This window comes from Bartonella vaga, from assembly GCF_037070895.1.
In the GTDB taxonomy this organism is placed as follows: domain Bacteria; phylum Pseudomonadota; class Alphaproteobacteria; order Rhizobiales; family Rhizobiaceae; genus Bartonella.
On record NZ_JAYMZK010000006.1, the window covers coordinates 22,878 to 45,629 of the forward strand.

14 protein-coding genes and 1 pseudogene are annotated in these 22,752 nt (G+C 35.9%); 11 read left to right on the top strand and 4 right to left on the bottom strand.

Annotated elements, in window-relative coordinates; genetic code table 11:
- Positions 1–89 precede the first annotated feature (89 nt).
- The 5 genes from WCP76_RS04795 to WCP76_RS04815 all read left to right on the top strand — a co-directional run bounded on the left by WCP76_RS04795 (position 90) and on the right by WCP76_RS04815 (position 2,773).
- Positions 90–833 (top strand): hypothetical protein, encoded by a 744-nt coding sequence (locus tag WCP76_RS04795; RefSeq protein ID WP_336294550.1) that lies wholly within the window; start codon positions 90–92, stop codon positions 831–833.
- On the top strand, positions 802–1,155 hold the full coding sequence (locus tag WCP76_RS04800; RefSeq protein ID WP_336294551.1) for a VirB4 family type IV secretion/conjugal transfer ATPase: 354 nt from the start codon (positions 802–804) through the stop codon (positions 1,153–1,155). The genes WCP76_RS04795 and WCP76_RS04800 overlap by 32 nt, the downstream gene beginning before the upstream one ends.
- A 7-nt stretch (positions 1,156–1,162) precedes the next feature.
- The gene (locus tag WCP76_RS04805) at positions 1,163–1,342 is read left to right on the top strand and encodes a VirB4 family type IV secretion/conjugal transfer ATPase (protein WP_336294552.1); all 180 of its coding nucleotides are present in this window, start codon (positions 1,163–1,165) and stop codon (positions 1,340–1,342) included.
- Between the two features lie 832 nt (positions 1,343–2,174).
- Entirely contained in the window at positions 2,175–2,315 is a 141-nt protein-coding gene (locus WCP76_RS04810) for a hypothetical protein (protein ID WP_336294553.1), read from the top strand.
- A complete protein-coding gene (locus WCP76_RS04815) occupies positions 2,312–2,773 on the top strand; it encodes a hypothetical protein (protein WP_336294554.1) in 462 nt (153 codons plus the stop codon). Before WCP76_RS04810 ends, WCP76_RS04815 begins: the two co-directional genes overlap by 4 nt.
- On the opposite strand, the gene WCP76_RS04820 is transcribed toward WCP76_RS04815, so the two are convergent.
- On the bottom strand, positions 2,748–2,972 hold the full coding sequence (locus tag WCP76_RS04820; protein WP_336294594.1) for an EexN family lipoprotein: 225 nt from the start codon (positions 2,970–2,972) through the stop codon (positions 2,748–2,750). The two genes, WCP76_RS04815 and WCP76_RS04820, sit on opposite strands and share 26 nt — an antisense overlap.
- Before the next feature lie 1,119 nt (positions 2,973–4,091).
- Between WCP76_RS04820 and WCP76_RS04825 the strand changes: the two genes are divergently transcribed.
- The 5 genes and pseudogenes from WCP76_RS04825 to WCP76_RS04845 all read left to right on the top strand — a co-directional run bounded on the left by WCP76_RS04825 (position 4,092) and on the right by WCP76_RS04845 (position 10,458).
- On the top strand, positions 4,092–4,445 hold the full coding sequence (locus tag WCP76_RS04825) for a hypothetical protein (protein WP_336294555.1): 354 nt from the start codon (positions 4,092–4,094) through the stop codon (positions 4,443–4,445).
- A gap of 427 nt (positions 4,446–4,872) precedes the next feature.
- Positions 4,873–6,200 (top strand): annotated as a pseudogene (locus WCP76_RS04830) (phage portal protein); the annotation flags it as partial.
- Positions 6,201–6,902: 702 nt separating this feature from the next.
- On the top strand, positions 6,903–7,748 hold the full coding sequence (locus WCP76_RS04835) for a TIGR01459 family HAD-type hydrolase (protein ID WP_336294556.1): 846 nt from the start codon (positions 6,903–6,905) through the stop codon (positions 7,746–7,748).
- Positions 7,748–8,749 carry a bifunctional riboflavin kinase/FAD synthetase gene (locus WCP76_RS04840; RefSeq protein WP_336294557.1) on the top strand — a complete coding sequence of 334 codons (1,002 nt, stop codon included), beginning with the start codon at positions 7,748–7,750 and terminating at the stop codon, positions 8,747–8,749. The genes WCP76_RS04835 and WCP76_RS04840 overlap by 1 nt, the downstream gene beginning before the upstream one ends.
- Before the next feature lie 1,268 nt (positions 8,750–10,017).
- Positions 10,018–10,458, top strand: a complete 441-nt coding sequence (locus WCP76_RS04845) for a flagellar protein FlgN (RefSeq protein ID WP_336294558.1) — start codon at positions 10,018–10,020, stop codon at positions 10,456–10,458.
- A 295-nt stretch (positions 10,459–10,753) separates the two neighbouring features.
- Here the strand turns inward: WCP76_RS04845 and WCP76_RS04850 are convergent, their stop codons facing one another.
- The 3 genes from WCP76_RS04850 to WCP76_RS04860 all read right to left on the bottom strand — a co-directional run bounded on the left by WCP76_RS04850 (position 10,754) and on the right by WCP76_RS04860 (position 19,802).
- Positions 10,754–13,762 (bottom strand): autotransporter family protein, encoded by a 3,009-nt coding sequence (locus tag WCP76_RS04850; protein ID WP_336294559.1) that lies wholly within the window; start codon positions 13,760–13,762, stop codon positions 10,754–10,756.
- Between the two features lie 134 nt (positions 13,763–13,896).
- Complete coding sequence (locus tag WCP76_RS04855; protein ID WP_336294560.1) at positions 13,897–16,176, bottom strand: autotransporter outer membrane beta-barrel domain-containing protein; 2,280 nt, start codon at positions 16,174–16,176, stop codon at positions 13,897–13,899.
- 518 nt (positions 16,177–16,694) lie between these two features.
- Positions 16,695–19,802, bottom strand: a complete 3,108-nt coding sequence (locus tag WCP76_RS04860) for an autotransporter outer membrane beta-barrel domain-containing protein (RefSeq protein WP_336294561.1) — start codon at positions 19,800–19,802, stop codon at positions 16,695–16,697.
- 1,487 nt (positions 19,803–21,289) lie between these two features.
- Between WCP76_RS04860 and WCP76_RS04865 the strand changes: the two genes are divergently transcribed.
- On the top strand, positions 21,290–22,417 hold the full coding sequence (locus WCP76_RS04865; RefSeq protein ID WP_336294562.1) for a metallophosphoesterase: 1,128 nt from the start codon (positions 21,290–21,292) through the stop codon (positions 22,415–22,417).
- Positions 22,418–22,752 lie beyond the last annotated feature (335 nt).

Sequence of the window (22,752 nt, forward strand, 5' to 3'; positions counted from 1 at the left end):
GTATTTAATATTCAACATATCTTGCATAGAATTTTTCGTTGCAGGAGCAAGGCGGTTGTTGATCAAAATAGTGAAAGGGCAGCGAAACAATGCATTTTTTGAGCGAGTGTATTAAGCGAGTGCGATTTAAATTTATAATTATTGTATACATTATAGGTTCTATGTTCTGGGGGTTGCGGCAATATAAAGATAAAATAGATTGGAGTGTTCTAAAAACGTTTACGATTCGCGATATCCAAAATATTGTTGATGGGCATTTTGAAGAGAAAGAGCCAACAGAATCCATAACAAAACGACGATTAGTGAAAAACGAATCGGATCTTAATTTGCAGAGGAGTTTTTCATCGGGCAATGATATTGTTTTCCAGGGTAGAGCATCTGTTATTAGTGGTGTTACATTTAAATTATTAACCTCTGTTGAGCAGTCTTGGCGTACACATATAACTCGCAATATTCATCTATATGGTGTGGATACTTGTGCACCGCGCCAAAAAGCAAAGCTCAATGGTCAAGAATGGCCCTGTGGTGCGGTTACAACGGCTTGGCTAGTTACAAAAACACTTGGTCAGAATTTGTCTTGTAAGCGGGTTATTGTGCAAAATAATGTTTCTTATGCCCAATGTTTCGTTAACGGAGTTGATTTAGCTGAAGTAGGTCTTGCAGAGGGTATGTTGGTGCTTTCAAAAGAGAATAAAAACCCTATTCCAGTACAGTACCGTAAGGCTGAAGAGACAGCACGCAATAGCAAAATTGGTCTTTGGTCAAGTAATTTCACCGATCCTTTACAATGGCGTCGGGATAATGGATCTTACAATCCCTTTACAAGTTTATGACCAACTTGTTAATCATTTACATTATGTGATTAATGGTGAAGTGATTGCACTTCGAATACCAGATTGTCCAATGTATTTGGATTCATGGCTTGGTTATACCGATTTGTGGCATGGAGATACCCCACGACTTGGGGATAAATTTATCGCATGTATTTCAATTGATGGTCTACCTTTACATTATAGATGCTCAAGTCGTTTTATCTTTATAGACTGGCACGAAGCTGTTGCTGCATTAAATAAATATCGATTGAAATGGCAACAAAAGGGGCTTTTTTCACAAGTTTTTAAAACCAAATGCTTTGTTGATGACACAATAAGCTGAAACAGCAATGAATGGAGCTCGATCATATCTTGTTGCTTGTGGTTATTATTCTCCAACAATTGTTTTGATGCATGAGAATTGTGAAGTTTTGGCAGAAAATGCCAGGTTAGTTAAACGCGAAATTGAATACAAGGGTTCTGCTGCTCACATTGAAACAGCCAATACGATGGAAGCGTGGTTAGGATAAATTAGCTGAACTGCCTGCTTTACTCGCTCTTATTTCTTAAGCAGCAAGAATGGTGCGCAATTTATTCGTGATATGGTGTTTAATAAAAAATGAGGAATATGGCACAGATTTGTTAGAAAAAATGTTGTGATAGGAGGTCATCATTTCTAAAAAATTGAACAATATGCGAAATGAACTGTGCAATTATATTGCAATGTTGGAAAGAGTAGCGATTTATCGTTACTGCTTGATGCGGAGCATAATTTTGTAGCAAATAGTTTTCTTTATATATGCCAATAGCCAAGAAATGACGAGCAATTTTAAAACGGCATTGACAGAAATAAATGTCATTGAGGGAGTCTGTACAGATAGTTTCTGATCCCACATATATAAAGGAATCAACCAAGAGTATAGCTTACCAAAAAATCTGAAAAAAGGTTTGCCTTATGGTGAGGCCGGCAAACAATGGTATTTCAATTACACACGGATAACAAATACTAATAAAGTACGTCTAAAAGCACCTGAGAAATTAATCATTGACGCATGAAAAGACAATATGAAGACGATGAGAAAACTTTATGAAAAAATGCAAGCTAAGGTTATAAACATAGACCTTATCCTGCGATAAAGGTCATTCGCTTTGAGAAAATAAGAATAAGACTTTTGTTTGTGTAAGTATACAGCGAATGTTAGAATTAAATGGAGGAAAATTGTAAAATCATTCTACACATATACCAAAAAGAATATCTCGGTTAATATTTATTTTTTCGGGGTCTATTTTTTTTCTTAGTCAGTTTTGTACAGAGTATTTAGCGCATATTTATAAAAAACTATTCCTGAGATTGTTAGCATTTTGATATCTGGTTCAAGCAATGGTAGTGGTTCAGCTATTGGAGCAATGGCTAGTGCTACTATAGGTGCTGTTACCGGATTAGCAGCTGGACGAATGTTGGGTAGCATGGGTAGCGCTATGGTGGTCACAGGTGCAGCATGAGTTGTCGACTAGGAGGTATGGGAGGAATATGGAATGGTAGTGCTATGGAAGGTGTTGGTGGTGGCATAGGTAGTTCTATGGGAAAGGGTGGCGTCAATGCTTCTCAAATGACGGGGAATCCTTTTAAAAACAGTGATAGCAAATCTCAATATTCTAACAAAAACCCTCGCATAACAGGTGATGCCAGAGCTTCAACGGAAACAAGACAATCTAAAATGAGTTCTGCTTCTCAAGGGATTGGAAGTGCCGCTAATGCCGCCTTAAAAACTGCAGGAGTTTTAGCTGCAATTTCAGTGCATGGTATGGAAGATACAGCAAATTTAGAACTTAGTGCTCCACCAATATCACTAGAAGATAACGACATGCAGGATTTTAATATTAGTAATCCCCAAACAGAAATAAGTGAGGCTTTTGCCTCTTTTTTTGGTATTTTTAAAATGCGTGTCCACGATCTGTAGAGGTTCGTTCCTGATGAAAAAACATTTCAGTACTTGCTTTTAATACATTTTCACAATTTTGAGATGACTGAATACTTGGTTCTGAAAGAGCACATTTTTTGCTCCATTCTTCTCTCAATCTGTTATCTTTTTTAAAATCTTCTACGCTATATGTTTTTTGACAACCAGATATGAGTAATATAGCCATAGATATTAAAATGAGTTTTTTTCATTTTATTCCTCTTTTAATATAGTATGTATTAATAGTATTATCCAGGATACAAGGTAATTCTCTGCTGTATCAGAATGCAGGTTTAGTTATCATAATTACTCGTTTTTAAATTAGTATTGTTTGAGAGAATGCATGAACAATTACTGTAAATATCTTATAAGTCTTTCATAATAAAATATGAGAAGGAAAGAGCTAAAACTTAAGACAAAATAGAAAAAAACCAGGCGCTGTACCTGTAGGGTTATCAAGCACCTTTGCCTTCTCAGGAAATAAAGCTTGACGAACATTATTGGGATCCACAGTCATACCTAAGCGTTGCAATTGACCTTTTTTATACGGATTTTTGAAGTAAGAGATTGAAAATAAATTTTAGAGGAGGAAATAGAACAATCTCTCATTTTAGGGAAAGAAATATACGACAAATTATTATTCTACAAGAGTTAATAATGATAGATAACCAGCCTCTCATTTTAAATTATGAGTGCACGAAGTAAGCTTTACTTTATTCAAAGAGTACAAGTTTATAGTTAGGAGGCGCTAATTTGAATAATAAGATGTCATAGTACCAATTTGCAGTTATGCAGAGAATATACATTGAAATGAGCAGGCTTACTGAAAAAATTTTTAACACTAAGGAAAAATTAGGATCATTTGGTCCTACTATATAAAATATAACAAAGGACATAAGAATCCCCAAAAAGTTCAAGGATGCTATTCCACTTATTATACCGCGAATTAGTCCGCGAAAATTAAAAAGGAGAAGGAAAAGCATAAAAAGAAATACACGGCTTATTACAGACCGTTTTTTTTGGGGGGGGGAGGGGATGCGATTCTTGATTTGCAATTATTTTGTTATTGCTATGTTTATTACAAGATATGATTTCCATAAATTTTTTCGTCTAAAATATATAGATCATCCACAACGAATAGGAAGTTTCCCCTGTGCTAGAATGATCTGTTCCTCTTGCTCCTGCTGTTCTTAAAGATTTGCTTTTTTCCCTCACTTCGATAGTTATTTTCCCAATAGAACCAGACCAGTTATCAATTTATATCTTTAGCGATAAATAGGTCTATTTGATAGGACAGGAATACGTTCGGATTTGTTTAATGAACTTTTTTTTAAAAAAAGTATTGCCTCATGTGGCGTATATGTATCTTGATAATCGTTTAGCATCTGTAAGAGATTTAATCTATTTTAGGGATTTTTTATCTAAAATGCTTGGAATTTCATTCCATGTTGTTGAAAAAGAAAAAAAGATATGGGGCTTCAAAAAGCAGCTTTTGTTATTGGTGCTATTCTTGAAAAAGATTACGGAAAGCTCATCAGATTACCAGTGGAGATATTTTCGTGGCATGATTGCTAAAAAATGCACCAAAAACCATCCTCGAATGTTTGATATTTATCTGAACGCTAAAAAAGAACTGGCTCTTTTGGTAAAACGAATCATAGAGGGGATTTAAAAGAACCAGTTCTTTTGATAAAAATAAGAAAGAGGTCGCACTTTGCTTTTACGCGGGGGGGGGGATAAAGCAACCCCTTCCTTCGAATGAACATATATTACGCTTTAATGTTTAGCAATAGATTTTTTGCAAAAATTTTATAGACAAGATATATTTTCATTTTACTATCCTTAAAAATATATCGAGATAGCGTTCAATTTTTACTGCTTCATTTACAATGAATATAACCAAAAGTAGGACTTATTTTTTTGTCACATTCCTTACCGTAACAATTTTATTAATCAGTGTTTGCTAAGATTTTTGCAAATAATTTTCAGCGCTTTGTTAGAGCGTAGTGCAGAGTAACGGTGCTGCAACCAGTATAATTGTAATGGATAAAATCGTTTTACTTATGTACTCACTATATTGATGCGAGACGTGGTTATTAATGACTGGATTATTGAGTAAAGTAACGGACTTTTTCGCAGTTTCAGTAATCATAATCGGCCTTTTGAAGCCGCTAGCCGTAGCCGTTGAATGAGTGGGTTAAACCTTGCTACAAAACATATTAACCAAGCGATTGAAGCAACAGGTGATACCATTATCGCACGCTCAAGATGGCTTTATGACAATGAAGTCCTTTATGGTTCAGTCACAGAAAAATGGGTTTCAGCAGCTGTTAGTGATGGAATCAAACCTTATCCTCGCATTGCAGTTTTCAAAAAGAAAAGAAGAAGCTTCTTGATCTTTTGTGGCAATGGATTGATGAGGCTGATTATGATTATGATTATGATGAGGATGCTAATTTTTATGGTTTACAAGCAACGATTGCTCGAGAAGTTTTAATGGGCGAATGTTTTGTGAGATTGCACTTTATGGGCGTTCTGGTGTGCCTCTTCAATTGCAAATTTATTCAGCAAAAATGCTTGATTTAACTTATAGCGGGATTGCTGAAATTGAGGGAAATTATATCCGCATGGGGATTAAGTTTAATGCCAGCGGGAAGCGTGTTGTTTATCATTTTGGCAGTATCATCCTTATGATAGCGGCCCACTGAGCAGAGCGTTTGGAAGCCAAGAGCGTGTGCGGGTACCTGCTGAAATGGTAATCCACATTAAAGAAAAGCGTATTGCTGGTCAGTTGCTTAGATTACCAAAAATACGCTGTATAACAAAGGTTTTTCAGCTTGAGGCTTATTATGATGCCGAGCTTGATAGAAAAAACCGCTGCTCTTTTTGCAATGATCGTCACAGGAACTGATCCTTATGGTATGAGGTGCCCTGATAACCAAGATAAATGTAAAAAAAATAATCTTGAAGAACAATCAGATTTACCTATCATAACATTTGGTGCAGCGATTTATGCAGGAGAGAATATGGATATTAAATTTCCAATACTGTAGAAGTCGGTGGTTCTTATGAAGCTTTTCAATTCCACAATCTTTTAAAGATTTGTGCAGCCCTCAACATGTCTTATGCTGTTGTGCTTGGCGATGTAGCAAGGAGCAACTTTTCTAATGTGTGCACATCGATAATTCAGTTTAGGCGCCACATTAAACAATGGCGGGAATATATTATTGCCTTTCAGTTCAACCGTCTTGTTTGGGAACGCTTTGTTGAAATGGCTGTGCTTGGTAGCTGTGTTGATTTGCCAGGGTAGGAAGAAAATTCCTTACCATGGCTCCAATGTGAAAGTTTTGCCCTGTCGCTCGAAATGCTTGATCCTCTCAAAGATATTTCAGCAGAAAAAGAAATGCTTCAAGAAATGATTGTTACCTAACAAAATGTGAAAAAGATGTCTCGTTTTATGAAATGGATCGTGTCCATCATCTTTTTATTCATTCTTGAATTTGCAAATCTTATAGAGGCGCTGGACAATATCTTCATGCATTTGAAGCAGTGGATAACAAAAAATTAAAAATGCAATATAAAAAAGCTTTTATTGTCGATTTAACGAAGAAAATATAATCAACCGCATTTGCTTTATAAGTGAACAAAGGGACCGGATACACTTAATAGGTCTAGATGCAAAAGAATTTTTGCGACGTTATGGAACAGAAAAAAATAAATCGGTGTAAAACTAAATGGCAAGCTACGTGCGCAAAATCACGTTTGAAAATTTTATTCCCTTACCCTTTATTTATCAAGACACTAAAAAAATACACAAAATGAATAAGATATTTGTAACAAAAACAATATGGTACGCCAAAAAGAAGTAGGACTTTTTATTTTGGAAAGTTTTTTCATTAAAGTATTTATTCGTTCGTTTTCGAAATGAAAACTTAGGTATTTCAGAATTTTATATCACTTCCATAACTTATTTATTTTATCATTTTTATGACCTATGTAAGCGATGCAAAGCAATTAAGAGGAAAAATGCAGTGTTGAGAAAATAGATGACAGAAGAATTATCTTCCGGTAAGTATTTTAAAAGTAAAAGACAGTTTGATAAATGACAAACATATAAACAAGGTGTAACATGAATGAACTTACCGATCTTGATGCTGTCATAGAGCATTACGATGCTGTTTTTTGCGATGTTTGGGGTGTTGTGCATAACGGTGTGAACACATTCAAACCGGCGTTGAAAGTGCTGCATAAAATTCGGCAGATGGGAAAAAATGTTGTTTTTTTAACTAATTCACCTCGGTTGCGTAAAGATGTTATTGCTCAGTTGCAAAGTATGGATGTTCATAGTGGTTATTATGATGCTATTATCACTTCAGGTGATGTGACACGCGATCTCATTCGCGCTGCACCTCGTAAAGTTTTTTTTATTGGTCAGCAACGTGATTTGATGCTGTTTGAAGGGTTAGATTGTGAACTTGTTGAGGAATGGGAAGCTTCTGTAGTTGTATGTAGTGGTTTTCTTGAAGATTTTGATGAGGATCCGGCTGCTTATGAGGATATGTTTCGTCGCATACGTGCGCGGAATTTGCCTTTTATTTGTGCAAATCCTGATGTGATTGTACATTATGGAAGTCAGGAATTTTGGTGTGCCGGTGCACTTGCTCGTCTTTATCAACAATTAGGAGGTGAAGTGCGCATTGCCGGGAAACCCCACGCACCTATTTATGAGTGTGCTTTCGAAAAACTCCAAACAATCCGGGGAAAAGTGGAAAGAAGTCAAATCCTAGCCATTGGTGATGGTCTTTTAACTGATGTCAAAGGCGCAGCTCATTTTGGCCTTGATGCGCTTTATATTATGGGAGGCATCCACCGTGGTGAATATATGCAAAATGGTGTGCTAGATCAAGAAGCTTTGCAGTCTTTTTTTGAACGTTATGGTTATAAACCACAAGCGATGATGTGGGCACTTCAATAATGTCTGATTTTTTACGTCTTCAGGGGACAAATATGCTTCCTTTGGCTTGGCGGGGGGCAGTGTTGGCGCTTGGAAACTTTGATGGTGTTCATTGTGGCCATCAGGTGGTACTCCAAAAGGCGCTTGATTTAGCACGCATAAAAAATAAGCCAGCTCTTGTTTTAAGTTTTGAACCACATCCAAGAAGTTTTTTTCAACGTTCTGCTCCTGTTGACCGCTTGACAGAAGCTACTGAAAAGGCTGAAATTTTTAAAATTTTGGGATTTGACGGTGTGATTGAACAGCCTTTTGATGCACATTTTTCTTCTCTTTCGGCGGATGAATTTATCAATGTAATTTTAAAACAAACGTTTGATGTTTCGGTTGTTGTAACGGGTGAAAATTTTCAATTTGGTCATAAAAAAAGTGGAAATTCATATCTTCTTTGTCAAAGAGGAAAGGAGTGTGGATTTGAAGTTGTTCAAATTCCTTGCTTGTGTAGCACAGAAGATCCACAGTCTCAGTTAATTTCCTCTAGTTTTATTCGTTATCTTCTCTCACAAGGTCAGGTGGGAAATGCAGCTCAGCTGTTAGGATATCATTATCGGATACGTTCAGATGTAGTTCAAGGCGAAAAACTTGGTCGTCTTTTAGGTTTTCCTACCGCTAATCAGACTTTACCCCCTCAAGCTAGTTTGGCGCATGGTGTTTATGCGGTACGATTGCGCCGTGCTAATGGTATTTTGCTTGATGGGGTTGCAAGTTTTGGTTGTCGGCCAACGGTCGTTCAAGATGGGGTGCCGCTTCTAGAAACTTATTTGTTTGATTTTAATGGTGATCTTTATGGAGAAAGTTGTACTGTTTCTTTCTTACACTTTTTGCGAAAACAAGAAAAATTTCATGGGCTTGAGCCTTTGATTGCGCAGATGCAGCGTGATGAAAAAAAAGCAAAAGAAATTTTAGCGGCAATACAGCCATTATCACAGTTAGATAAGCTGCTGACTTTTAAAAATATGCCCTAAGCTGATCTGAAAAAGATATAAGAGTGGAAAAAATGGCACTTAGAGTGACTATAATCACGAAAATATATTCTAAGACATCATGGAATATATGGACTTTTCGTTGTTGAGAGGGCGAAGCGAATGTTTGAAGACTTGATTTAGGCATTATTTTAATCCTTTTTCATAACTTTATGAAATTTTATGGATTCTATTCCAGTTCGAAATTTTACAACTTTTTTCTTTCTGAATCCTTAAAACAAGTGATTAAAAGATCAAAGCTGAACGATAAAAATGCATAAAAGATTTTCCGTAATGTCCATAGGCAAGAAGAATTATGGATGCTGTTTTTAAAGTTACTTTTATGGTTTTAATATCTAATTTTTTTATGTTGAACAGTGCGGTTGGGAATATAAGATACTTTTATGCTATATTTACGAGGATCCATTTTAATAATGAAAAAAAGCTATATTAATAGTGAATTGTACGTTTTTTAGTGAAATGATCTACAAGAAGTTTATCATTATAAATAAGTGCGGAAAAGCATCAATATGGGGTGAGTGTAAGAGTTTATACTGTTAAAGGATTACAGGAGACTGTACGGTTTTTAGAAACTCTTGAAAGGGGTAGATAAATCCTATATTATATACCAATTGCAAAGAAAAGCGAATGATATAAAAGCGAATGATATAAAAGAAAAGTTTGTGGCTGTTTAGCTATTTTAGATATCTTTTTTATATTACTGTGTGGCTGAGTAGTTCAAAAGGTGTTCTTGTTGTATTGTCTGTAAAGTGCTGCATGTGTAAAGCAAGAACAGGCGAAAAGAGTAGATCTTTTTGAGTTAACGCAAGCTATTCTGTGTAGTGAAAAAAGCTGTAGAGTGTTGGCTGTATAAGGAGCTACAAGCTGTGGAGGGAAAAATGCTTAAATCTTCAAAGGGGGTGCGTTTCTGCGTTTTACAAAATTTTGTTGGTATATGTTGCTTTCAATATTTGTTTTTTATTGAAAATAAGAAGAGCAAATTTTGAAGCTTCTAGTATCTACTGCGTACTGATTTAAGGATTTGCAGCGTTTTAGTGAATTGGTATTATGCCAATGGTGGTTTTTGAGAAAACAGATAAAAAAATGTTTTATTAATATGTCGAAAGTTTAATAGGTATATACTTTTAATGATTGTCGCGCTTTTGTCGGAGCAATAATTTGCACATGGGTGTATTGGAAGTGAATAAAAGCTGTTTAATCTTTCTTAGTTGATAGTAAGATTGAATGATATTTTTGAAGGGGAAATAAAGATGTCTGTAGTGCAATGTGGTGATGAGAGTTTTGCATCAAAAGTAAAAGTTCTTGATAATAATCTTATTGATCGTGATTGGGCGATGACAAAATTTGTAGCCGCTGTTAAAGGGTTGGCACAAGTGGTTGATTATGAAAGCAATATGCTAGAGAGTAATGGTGTTCCAAATTACGAAGAAATAAATTTATGTAAAACCCGTGGCTTGCGTGACCTTAATAAAGCTATGAGCGATATGAAACGCTACATGAATGAGGATATTGAGAATGAGGTTGAAAACTTGTTATTGGATTTACAAGAAAAACTACATCGTAATACTGGATTAATTCAAGCACATTTGAATGCAGTGAACGAGCTTTCCCATGCGGCACAAGCTGTTCGCACAAAGGAAACAGATGGGAGCGCTGACCTAATTCCAGCTAATACCGAGCATTCTAAGTGACTACAATATTATGTAGTATTAGAGATTTGTCTAATAGCTGTAGATGTTGTACTCTCTTTGGGATATTTTATATTTGGTTTCATAATTTACGCAACTTTTACGCCTACCTTTTAAAGGAGACCCGCTTCGCACTATTTATATCGGTAGGACAGAGCAATTTTTAGGGTAGCTGTTGTGTAACTCCATTTTGTTATCAGAAATAGCTTTTTTAGCGTTTTTTATAAGTAACATACACCTTAACCAATAAAAGGCACCCCAAAGCGTTGCCTTTTATTGAGATTAACATGGTTCCATTCTAAAAACGGTAACGTATCCCACCAGAAAAAGTGGTTCCAGATATACCTGCCTTCTGCAGTTTGTGCCTATAGCTAATGTCGCCATGGAGTACTATATTCTGGGAAAGATGTGCGTTAACACCAACACCACCTTCAATTGAAGATCCCATGTGATCGAGATAAAATGTGTCGGTAATTTTTATCGTTTTATCATCACCAAAAGCTTTTATAATATTCAGTTTACTATAGAAGGAGATGATATGATCTTCTACATTAGAGGCAAGAGTCTGCGTTAAACGCCCACCAACACGCATCAACCACTGATGCATCCTACCCATATCTACTTTAAGGTTATCAGCATCTGAGATAATATCAAACATGAGATTTTGATATACAAGTTGTGCTTGTGGCTCAAACACCAATCCGTTAACATCAGTTTCCAATTTTTGACCAATAGTAGCAGATGCACTCAATATTTCAGTGCCGTCTAATTTTGCAGCATCCTTAATAAATGCTGTAGCAATACTTCCTTTCAGGGATCCGTAAGAAAGGAGTGTGTTCACATATAAACCACTGTTATGCTGAAGTCCACCATAAGCAGTAACTGACCACTTATCAAGAGTAGTTTTTTCGGAATCTTCCATATCCTTTGGAGTAAAAGCAAGTTTTCCGTATGTCCCTAAAAGACCAAAATATGTGTTAAGATCTTTACTTTCTATAGCAGATAACACAACACCCGCCTGTAAAGCAAAATAGTTCACATCAGAGGCATAGCCATATTGTAATGGATTAGAATTTGAGGATAAGGTGACTTTTTCACCGTATGAGGATAAGAAAATCCCCTTTTTCTTTCTATCTTCTAGTCCAAATATTGTTGCTCGCATATTATCTAACATCACATTTTGATTGTTTACATCAGTGAATCCAGTAGAAAATAAAGCGTTTGGCATGACTAAGTAGTTTGCTACTTGTGGTACAAGCGCTCTAATCCTCTTATCTTTATCAATATACGCATTTTGCAGTCGGAAATCCCAAAAATTACGATCATTATTAACCAAGAGGTTTTGGCTAGCACGAGAGGTACCTGGTGCATAAGCAGTTAGTACATACCTATAAGGTAAACCACGCATTGTTGTATATTTTTTTGCTAACCTAAATGAATCTTCGCTAGCATTTCCAGAAACTTGTATGACTGAAATTCCATGTGTTTCTGAAGAAGATGCAACTTCGTGGTCTTCTCTAACAGCATCTTTATCTGTTATTTTTTTATCATCTCCTTGGAGATTTATGTGAACTACGGTACTTCCTGATACATTACCATTAATTATAACACGGTCAGTTGCTTGTTCAGTTACTGGAGAATGATCGCTCCATTTAGAGTTCAAATGAATCTCTGCATTACCTGTTGCAGTATAAACCGGTAGTTCACTAGGAGCTTGGTCTTTTTTTTGCGGGTTAGCTCCTACAAACAAAACTTGATGACGTCCTGCTTCTGGCTCATCAAAGGCAATAACGCTGTTTATAAGCTTCAGTTCAGAAAGATTAGAGTACGAGTTATTATCAACACCAAACCTTGTATGGTTAGGATCTTTATCGTCATTATTTCTTGCGTTCTTATTCGCTTTTAAAAACCACTTTGTATTATTTTCTAGATTGAAAACAGTTTTGCTCTCCTTTAGCGTTCTTGCCCGACCTTTTAAAAGAGAACGATCTGTAGTTAATACAATAGTGTGTTCTGGAGCTTTCTCTTCTTTTGTATTTTTTAATAGAACATCTGCATGGATTTCTGAATTTTTGAGGCTGATTTCACCCTTTTCGTGTGTTCCATAAGCGCTAATACCAATACCATTTTTAACGAAAAGCTTTGTATTGTCTAGAATAACGTTATTGCTAACGTTCGGACTTTGAACAGCAACAGCTTTTCCTTCAGCAGCACGTGAATTTCTTCGTCTAGGTTTAGGTGGGTTTTGACCCCGGTTATCAGAGATGCTATTGCGGAAAATAATTCCTTCAGCAATATGATCAGCCGTGACATGTATGGTTGAATCCTTTAAATTGATTGCACCATTCATGTTTACTACCCCAACTATTCCTGCTGTTACAGTAACACCTTTGGCATCAATAATTCCGCCATCTGACACACTAAATGCAACAAAATCTGAAGTAACTGTTCCTCCCGTCATATTGACTATTGCATTTTTTCCTCGTGCTATGACAGCAAAATTTTTGTCTTGAATTTTAGCGTTATGTAGGGTGATGGTTTTACCATCTTTAGCCTCAATCCCATTTTTTACATCTTCAGCTTGTACAGGTTTTTCAAGCTGTGCATGTGGAGGTTGTCCTGGTAGCGGTTTTCCAGGTGCTGCATGTGGAGGTTGTTCTGGTACCGGTTTTCTAGGCGCTGACTGCTCTCTTATTACTGCCCTTGTAGGTGCAGGCAGTAAATTTGGTTTTTGTTTTTCAGGAACTGACGGTCTGGATATAGAAGGAACAGGCTGATTTCTTGTATTGTCAAGGCTTGCAGAAGAAGAGGAGCCTCCTTGAGGTCTTTCTGGTCTACTAAGCGTTTCTGTCGTTGGCTTTGGAACAGATTCTTCATGGGGTGACGGTTGTAAAGTTCCTACAGGTTTAGAAATTGTTGTTGACGACGCTGTATCTGTTAGAGAAATTCTAGACTCTGTTGTAGGATACGAATTTTCAGTTGTATAACTTCTTGTAAGGGGGAGCTGTCGTCCACGACTTCTAGGTACAGGACTTAAAGATTCTTCACCCCCTGCAGGAAATGAAGAGGGAGGAGTTGTCAAAAAAGTTGTTTCAGATGAATCTGAGTTTTGAAGCGGCGTTCGTCCCATATACTCACTATATGGAGAGCTCGTAAGTTCCCCAGGCTTTAAGGTATCATGCGTAGGATATGTAGGCGTAAAACTCGTAGCGGGTGGTGGAGTCACTGCATTATAGGCATGAGATAAACCAGAATAAGAGCAAAACAAAACTCCAGAAACTGTGTATAGTAAGAAGCTTTTCTTCATATATATATATCCTAAATAGTTCCCCCCTTTCTGATAAAAACAAAAGATTTAACTCATTATGTTCATAATGTAAGTTACAAAACATAACATACATTAGCACTCTTTACATTTCAAGATATGAATCAAAGTTATTTTTAAAAACGATAGTGCATTCCACCGGAGACATTAACTCCAGATATGCCAGCTTTTTTGAGTTTGTGTTGGTAATTAACATCAACATGAAACGTGATATTCTGTGACAAGCTTGCATTTACTCCCAGCCCTCCTTCAATGGAGGATGCCATAGAGTCGAGATCAAAGGTATCCCCAATTTTTATTGTAGCATTATCACGAAAAGCTTTCATTACGTTTAGTTTACCATAGAAAGAAATGCTACGGTCTTTTTCAGCAGGAAGCACAGTTTGCGTTAAACGCCCACCGACACGCAGTAGCCATTGATGAGGGGTGCCCATGTCCACTTTAAAGCCATCTACATCTGAAAGGGTTTTCAGTATAAGGCGTTGATAAACAAATTGCGCCTGCGGTTCAAAGACCAATCCTTCAGTAGTTGTTTTTAATTTTTGACCGATGGTGGTCGATGCAGTCAATGTTTTACTATCATCGAGTTTTGCGGTATTTCCGATGAGGGCTGTTGTGATATTTCCTTTTAGGACTCCGTAAGAGAAGAGTGTATTTACATAGAGACCACTGTTATGGTGGACGCTGCTATATGGAGTGAGTGACCATTTATCCAATTTATTTTTTTCAGAACCTTCCATACCCTTTGGAGTAAAGGCCAGTTTACTATATGTTCCTAGAATGCCGAAATGTGTAGCAATGTTTTGATCTTCGTGTGCTGCTAATGTAATGCCTGTTTGTAAAGCAGTGTAAAGAATATCAGCGCCATAGCCATATTGTAATGGGTTTCGGTTGGAAGATAATGTGCTTTTTTGTCCGTAAGAAGATAAGAAGATACCTTTCTTGTTACTGTCCTTTACTCCAGCTTCTTTTGTTGTCATACTGTCTAACAGTGTATTTTGATTATTTACATCAGTAAACCCCGCAGAGAATATAACATTAGGCATTACCAGATAGCTTGCTACTTGAGGTACGAGTGCTCTGATTTTTGTGTCACTATCAAGATAAGCTTTTTGCAGACGGAAGTCCCAAAAGTTTTCATCATTTCCTAGGAGGTTTTGCTGAGCATCAGCTTTTCCAAGACTTGATGTTGGTCCATAAGAATTCAGCGTATATTTATAAGGCAATCCCCCGATTGTGGTATAGCCATTTGCAAGTTTGAAGGTAGTTTCGTTTGCTTTTCCAGATACCTGAACAAGTGAGAAACCGCGCTTATTCGGGGGTATGGCACTTTCCACTTCTGATTTTTCACTTTTTAAAAGATTATTGAAGTGGATAGTTGTTGTGCCTGATGCATTTCCATGAACGAGAAAACGGTCATTTTTTTGTTGTTCTTTTACAGCGCCACTAGTCCACTCAGCATTTAAGTAAACCTTTGCATTGCCGGTTGCATTGTAGACTGCTTCATTTTTTACATTTATAGCGTTGGGTGTTTTAGTTCCTATATGCAAGGTTTGATAATGGTCTTCCGTCGGACTGTTGAAAATTATAGAGCTATCCTTGAGATTAAGTACTGAAACGGTAGAATGTGCTCTTTTATTAATGTTTAATAGCTCGTAATTCAACAGATTTAAATTGCTATCATTGTCCGTTTCATTTTGACTAATATTTAAGAGCCATTCGCTGTTATTGCTCAGAGTAAAAACTGTTGTATTTTCTTGCAGTGTTTTTGCTCTTCCTATCAAAACAGAATGATCAGCAGTTAATGTAAGCATTACAGGATCAGCTCCTGGCTTACTCTTATTTTGCAATAGCACATCAGCATGAATTTCTGAATTTTTAAGTTTAATTTCACCATTTGAGAAGGGGCCTAAAATACCAATACCATCTTTCACAAGAAGTTTTGTATTGGTAAGGATTGCTTGATTGATAACTTCTTTGCCTTCAACTTTAACATGTTCTGGAATAAAATCGAAACTTATACCATAACCTTCATGGTTTCCTTTTACGGTTACGATTGAATCTTCAAGACTGATTATGCCGTTTGCAATTCCTAAACCTTTTATTAACGTTTTTGCATCGACTTCTTTGGCATTAATACGTGCACCTTTTGTTGCATTTAATAAAAACATTTCTGAAGTTATTGTTGCTTTTTTAATCGTCACCACCGTATTAGGATCCTGTGCGTTGACTGCGTTTATTCTATCACGGATAATGACGTTTTCAAAAGTTTCCTCTCCTTCAGAAACATTAACCTTGGGAATTTCACGGGGGAAAACCTGTGCATAAGTTGAATTGAAATGCGAAAAAATGAAAGCTCCAGTAATTGTACACAATAGAAAATTCTTCTTATACATAGGTACGCCCTTAATTTTAATTGTTCTTGATATTTGTTTGGCTCCCCTCACTGCATAAGTATCAAAATGGATTTGATATTATCGTACTTTTTTGTAAAGAACAAAATAATCTATATTGTGGCGTTCCTATAAATTAAATGTGTGCTTCAGATAAGTTTTGAAAATGGTGATGCAAACTGATGGAAAAATGAATTTTGAAAAACCTAATTTACTGAGCTATATTCAAAAAATACCGTGAATCACAGTATCTTAAAATTTCTCCATTAAAAAACTTGTCATCATGAAATTTTTACAGAATTGGTCTGCAATCTGCAATCTGCAATCTGCAATCTGCAAGATGTCGCTTTATATGCTTGCAAAAAGTCTTCAATAAATTCTCTCTACTCATAAAGAAAGGGGAGGATTGCAATATGCATTTTCATCAAGACAAAAGAGGTTTTTGTTAGGTGATTTGATTTTTATAATAAAATAATGTAGTGCGTTGCGCTGCTTTCTAGTGAAGTGCGTATTGCATTTTTTTAAAAACGATAGTGCATTCCACCGGAGACATTAACTCCAGATATGCCAGCTTTTTTGAGTTTGTGTTGGTAATTAACATCAGCATGAAACGTGATATTCTGTGACAAGCTTGCATTTACTCCCAGCCCTCCTTCAATGGAGGATGCCATAGAGTCGAGATCAAAGGTATCCCCAATTTTTATTGTAGCATTATCACGAAAAGCTTTCATTACGTTTAGTTTACCATAGAAAGAAATGCTACGGTCTTTTTCAGCAGGAAGCACAGTTTGCGTTAAACGCCCACCGACACGCAGTAGCCATTGATGAGGGGTGCCCATGTCCACTTTAAAGCCATCTACATCTGAAAGGGTTTTCAGTATAAGGCGTTGATAAACAAATTGCGCCTGCGGTTCAAAGACCAATCCTTCAGTAGTTGTTTTTAATTTTTGACCGATGGTGGTCGATGCAGTCAATGTTTTACTATCATCGAGTTTTGCGGTATTTCCGATGAGGGCTGTTGTGATATTTCCTTTTAGGACTCCGTAAGAGAAGAGTGTATTTACATAGAGACCACTGTTATGGTGGACGCTGCTATATGGAGTGAGTGACCATTTATCCAATTTATTTTTTTCAGAACCTTCCATACCCTTTGGAGTAAAGGCCAGTTTACTATATGTTCCTAGAATGCCGAAATGTGTAGCAATGTTTTGATCTTCGTGTGCTGCTAATGTAATGCCTGTTTGTAAAGCAGTGTAAAGAATATCAGCGCCATAGCCATATTGTAATGGGTTTCGGTTGGAAGATAATGTGCTTTTTTGTCCGTAAGAAGATAAGAAGATACCTTTCTTGTTACTGTCCTTTACTCCAGCTTCTTTTGTTGTCATACTGTCTAACAGTGTATTTTGATTATTTACATCAGTAAACCCCGCAGAGAATATAACATTAGGCATTACCAGATAGCTTGCTACTTGAGGTACGAGTGCTCTGATTTTTGTGTCACTATCAAGATAAGCTTTTTGCAGACGGAAGTCCCAAAAGTTTTCATCATTTCCTAGGAGGTTTTGCTGAGCATCAGCTTTTCCAAGACTTGATGTTGGTCCATAAGAATTCAGCGTATATTTATAAGGCAATCCCCCGATTGTGGTATAGCCATTTGCAAGTTTGAAGGTAGTTTCGTTTGCTTTTCCAGATACCTGAACAAGTGAGAAACCGCGCTTATTCGGGGGTATGGCACTTTCCACTTCTGATTTTTCACTTTTTAAAAGATTATTGAAGTGGATAGTTGTTGTGCCTGATGCATTTCCATGAACGAGAAAACGGTCATTTTTTTGTTGTTCTTTTACAGCGCCACTAGTCCACTCAGCATTTAAGTAAACCTTTGCATTGCCGGTTGCATTGTAGACTGCTTCATTTTTTACATTTATAGCGTTGGGTGTTTTAGTTCCTATATGCAAGGTTTGATAATGGTCTTCCGTCGGACTGTTGAAAATTATAGAGCTATCCTTGAGATTAAGTACTGAAACGGTAGAATGTAATTTTTCAAATTGATCAAACTTCTTAACATTATTGCTCTTTGTAGGCACTTTTAAATACCATGTTGTACCATTGATAAGATTAAAGATTGTTTGAGTGGGATTCTCTTTTGAATCTTTCGCAGCGCCTTCTAAGATAGAATGATCTGCAATTACATCAGATTCACCAGAAACTTCTTTATTAGGTACACCTATTAGCAAGATATTGGCATGAATTTTTGAATTTTTGAGCGTGATCTTTGATTGTTTTCCTCGTACTGTCATTCCATTACCATCAGTATTTACGTAAACACCTGTCAGATCAATTTGCCCGCTACGGGTTGCGAAAAGGACGGAGTTATGCCCAGTGTTGATGAGTGTTCCTCCTGTCATGGTGATTTTGGAATCTTGTCCTTGTGCCTGTAGTCCAATATCATCGGTTTTTATGGAGACATCGTTGAGACGAATTTGGCCACCAGTAACAGCTAAAATTGCAGGATTCATACCGGTTGCGGTAATAGATCCTCTTGTCATGGTGATTTTTGATTGTGTATCTTGCGCTTGTAGTCCTTGTGTCTTTAACTGTATATCTTTCCGTTGTAATTTTTGCGCTTGTACTCTATTATCATAAATGTGTATACCGACATCGGTAAGGTCAATGTGTCCACCAGATACAGCAAAGACTGCTGATTGCAAACCAGACGTGGTTAGCGTTCCTCCCGTCATAGTAATTTTTGTTTGCAAACCATCTGTAGACAGTCCATGCTCATTTGATAAAACTTTGACATTATTTTTAAGAGTTATTTTGCTCTCTTTTTCAGAATGTATTCCTATGAGATCTCCTTGAATTGAGCCGCCAGAAACTGTTATTTGAGAATTATCACTTGCATGTACGCCTGTTTTTGCGTTTGTGACGGCTATATTTTTCAAAGTGACTTTGCTTTTTTTGATGGCACTTATACCCACACTGTCTTTTTGGGTAGTTGCAGAATTTGTTATATCAATTTTGACATTTTCTAGCTTGTTTTGGTCACTATCACTCTCTTCAAAAATGGCACCAAAGTGGTTAACTCTAATAGATCCATTGGTCATATTCAATGTTCCATTGCTTTTTATGCTTGCTCCAGTTCCATTTATTATTTGCGCATCTTGGTCTTTGTCTTGGTCGCTTACTTCAATTTCTACATTGTTTAATATGAGGGCACCATTTGATTTAGACTCTATACCGATTGGTGTTTGTATACTTACTTTTCTTACCTGGATAGAGCCGCCGGTCATTTTGATTGCGCCACTTTCTCGTGCCCACAAACCATTCGCAACGTTTTTTATCGTTGTATTTCCCTCTAAGTCAATTAGGCTGCCGGATTTTCTTGCTTCTGCGCCACTTATGTCTCTTATACTTGCGCCTTCTTCTATTGGAATACCGGTTATCTTTAGGTCTTTACCATGAATTTTACCACCGTCTAGTGCATAAATGTTTTCGTAGCTTTCTCCTGTCGGAGCCGTTCTATCTTCTTCTTTACCAGCAAAAAAAGACTGGGCGTAAGTGTTGGAATGGGTGCTGATCAAGATTGTGGCTACTGCAACTGTGTATGATAAAAGAGACTTTTTATACATCCAATATCATCCTAACTTATAAATTTCGTATAAGTTGTATATGTCGTCCTTAAAGTTTAACGAGAATAACGAGAAGGATATAAAATATTTATACTACTTAAAATTTTATGTAAAGTTTAAATTTAACCTATATTGAGAAATACAATACTTTATTTTAAAATAAATTATATTTTAAATTTAAATTTAAATTATACGTATAATTTATAAAATAGTTAAAAAACTTATAAGTAATTTTTTTTATTAATTTAATATTTTAAAAAATTATTATTTATATTTATTAGTATTACTTTGCTTATAAATTACTATGTTGTTAGTAATTTATTTTATAAAAATGTTTTTTAATTAATATCTATAGAAAATTTTTTTATAATTTTATTTTTAAATGTTCTCTTAATTATCTATAAAGACATTATTTACTTATGAATTAATTGATACATTTGATATTTGAGAAATTATTGGATTTTTCTGAGCCATTCTCTTTAGCGCTATACAGTTCTCTTAAAAGCAAGTGGGTTTATCATGTAAATGTTTTTCTCACTCCTTTCATAGCCGTTGGGTTGTTGTAAGATGTGCTACTTTATTATTTTCGTCTTTTTGTTCTACGCGAACATAGTGCTTTTATAACAAATGAGCGATTGCATCATATATTACAAAGGCGGATTCTTAAGAGGTGGTCAAAAAATAACAACAGATGGGTTATTCATGTATTTATTTACAAATAAGATAAGAAAGATCACGTACAGATATTCATGCTAAGCTTATAATTAGAGAAATAAAAAATTCTTTTTTAGTTAAAATTTTGGATTATTGGAGATAGCTGCCTTTTTTTGTTTTTCGTAATTTAAAAATACGTTTTCCTTTTTGCTTTGTATTAGTAATAGTAGAAAAGAGAGAGATGGAGTGGTCCAGATTTATAGAATAAAAAGGCTAGCATATTATGCTACCTTTTACGTTTAAGTGAGTAGAAGAAAATGTGTTATGTTTCGTAGTTTTTTCTTAAAATCTATAGCATCTTTTACCAAAAATAGGTCCAAGAACATACCAGTGTTTCGGCTTTTATTTGGCAGCCAACATAACTGTTAATAGTTAAATTTAAGAAATTTTTCTTTTAGGGATCAGAGAAGAAAATAGTACGGTCTTTTTCTGTTGGGTTAATTATTTTTCTCAAATATTTTTGTAATTACCAGTGTGCGCTTATGCGCTCAATATTTTTATATCTTAAGGCATATTGATATTTTATTTTCATTTGCTCAGCTTTTGATCAGAGTTTTTCATCATTGATGTATTGGAACAAATTATACTGAAAGTGAAAAAAGCTTATTTAATGAAGTACCAATTTGAAGGCTTGAAATGCGCGGTATAAAATTATCCTTCATTAAGGAATGATGCTTCTATTATTCTAAATTTTTGACATATTTTTGACAATAAAATCCATCACTGTCTTAAAAGTGTTTGTTGAATAAAGGTGTTTTTAGGGCGATGTGGTTGTGAAATATAATGTTAGATATATAGCAATTGGCATAGGTGCTTTTTTTTTCTCTGGTTGTCTTAATTTTAGTTCTGAAAGGATAGAAGAGGGGGGGGATTGGTATAGTACGTTAATAGATCGGTTTGCAGAAAGAAAGTTTCCTTTAAAGAATTATACTGCAGTCATAATGGCTGACCCACAGCCCTGGCGTTTGAATTCTGGTGATCCCAACGGAATCTCGAACAGGGAGCCGTGGTTAAAGATAAATGAGCAGGTTGCTAGAGCTATAAAAGGGCACAAGGTTGCGTTTCATATTGTCAATGGTGATTTAACGGAGTTTGGCCAAAAAAGAAACTATGACGATTATAAAAATGTTTATAAAATGTTTGGTTCTCCTGTCTATGAGGGCTTAGGTAATCATGATTATGCCAATAATGTTGGTAAATGTGCGATTCCTGGGGTATCTAATTATAAAGATGCTTGTGCTATAAGTGCAGTTTCAAGAATGATATCTGAAATTAAAAGATACCGTGGTCAATTGTCTCATTTTAATATGGATCTCACTGAAAATTTTGCTTCTACTTTAGGTAAAAATATCCGCTCAATAAGAGGGAGTTTGAGCTATTCTTGGGACTATGGGGATATTCACTATGTGCAGCTTCATAATTATCCAAGTTATACTGTTCGTTTGAAGGAAAAATTCACGGAGGTACAGATCACTAAGTCTTTAGATTGGCTTAAAAAAGATTTAGTTGCCGCTGACGTTAGAGGTAAAGTTACAGTTATTAATTTCCATGATGCTCGTGCAGCTTCTATTGATGGTGAATCTTTTTTCATTCGTAAAGAGAACGCTAAAGATTTGTCGCGGTTTAAGTCAATTATTACTGCTCATAATGTGAAAGCCATATTTGTTGGGCACACACATTATCAGTCTTATTGTCGTGCAAAAAATGATAAAGTCTTTGGTAATATTCCTGTCTATACAGCTGGTGCGCTCTTTAATGGAGATTATTACCTTGTAGATGTAAGAGGGAAGACTATTCACGTTAAAGCTTATAATGGTGAAATAGGACGGCCTATTTTAATTAAAGATCTCGGTATTGTAGGAAAAGATACAAAATTTTCAGCAAGTTGTAGTCGACTATAATAGATTTTCTTCTGTTTTAAGCGTAAAATGGATGGGTATTTATAGATGCCAACTTGCAGAGTGCATAATAAGGTTTTACGTTGTGGTATTTCAGTACCGTTGCGGAATAAATTACAGGAGTTGGAGGGCGTATCTTTTTATAGAGTTATTGTAATTGTAAGATTTGTATTACAAGTACAGCGTTTGACTCGGATGGGAAAAGGCGTTTATTTCAGGGTTGTTTTCTTTTCTGAGGTTTTTATATTTAAAAACAGGAAGAGAAGTAGTGTGAAAGATACTGATAATTTTTCTAGTGCTCTTTTATCTTAGAATTAGCAATTGAGCTGTTTCTATAG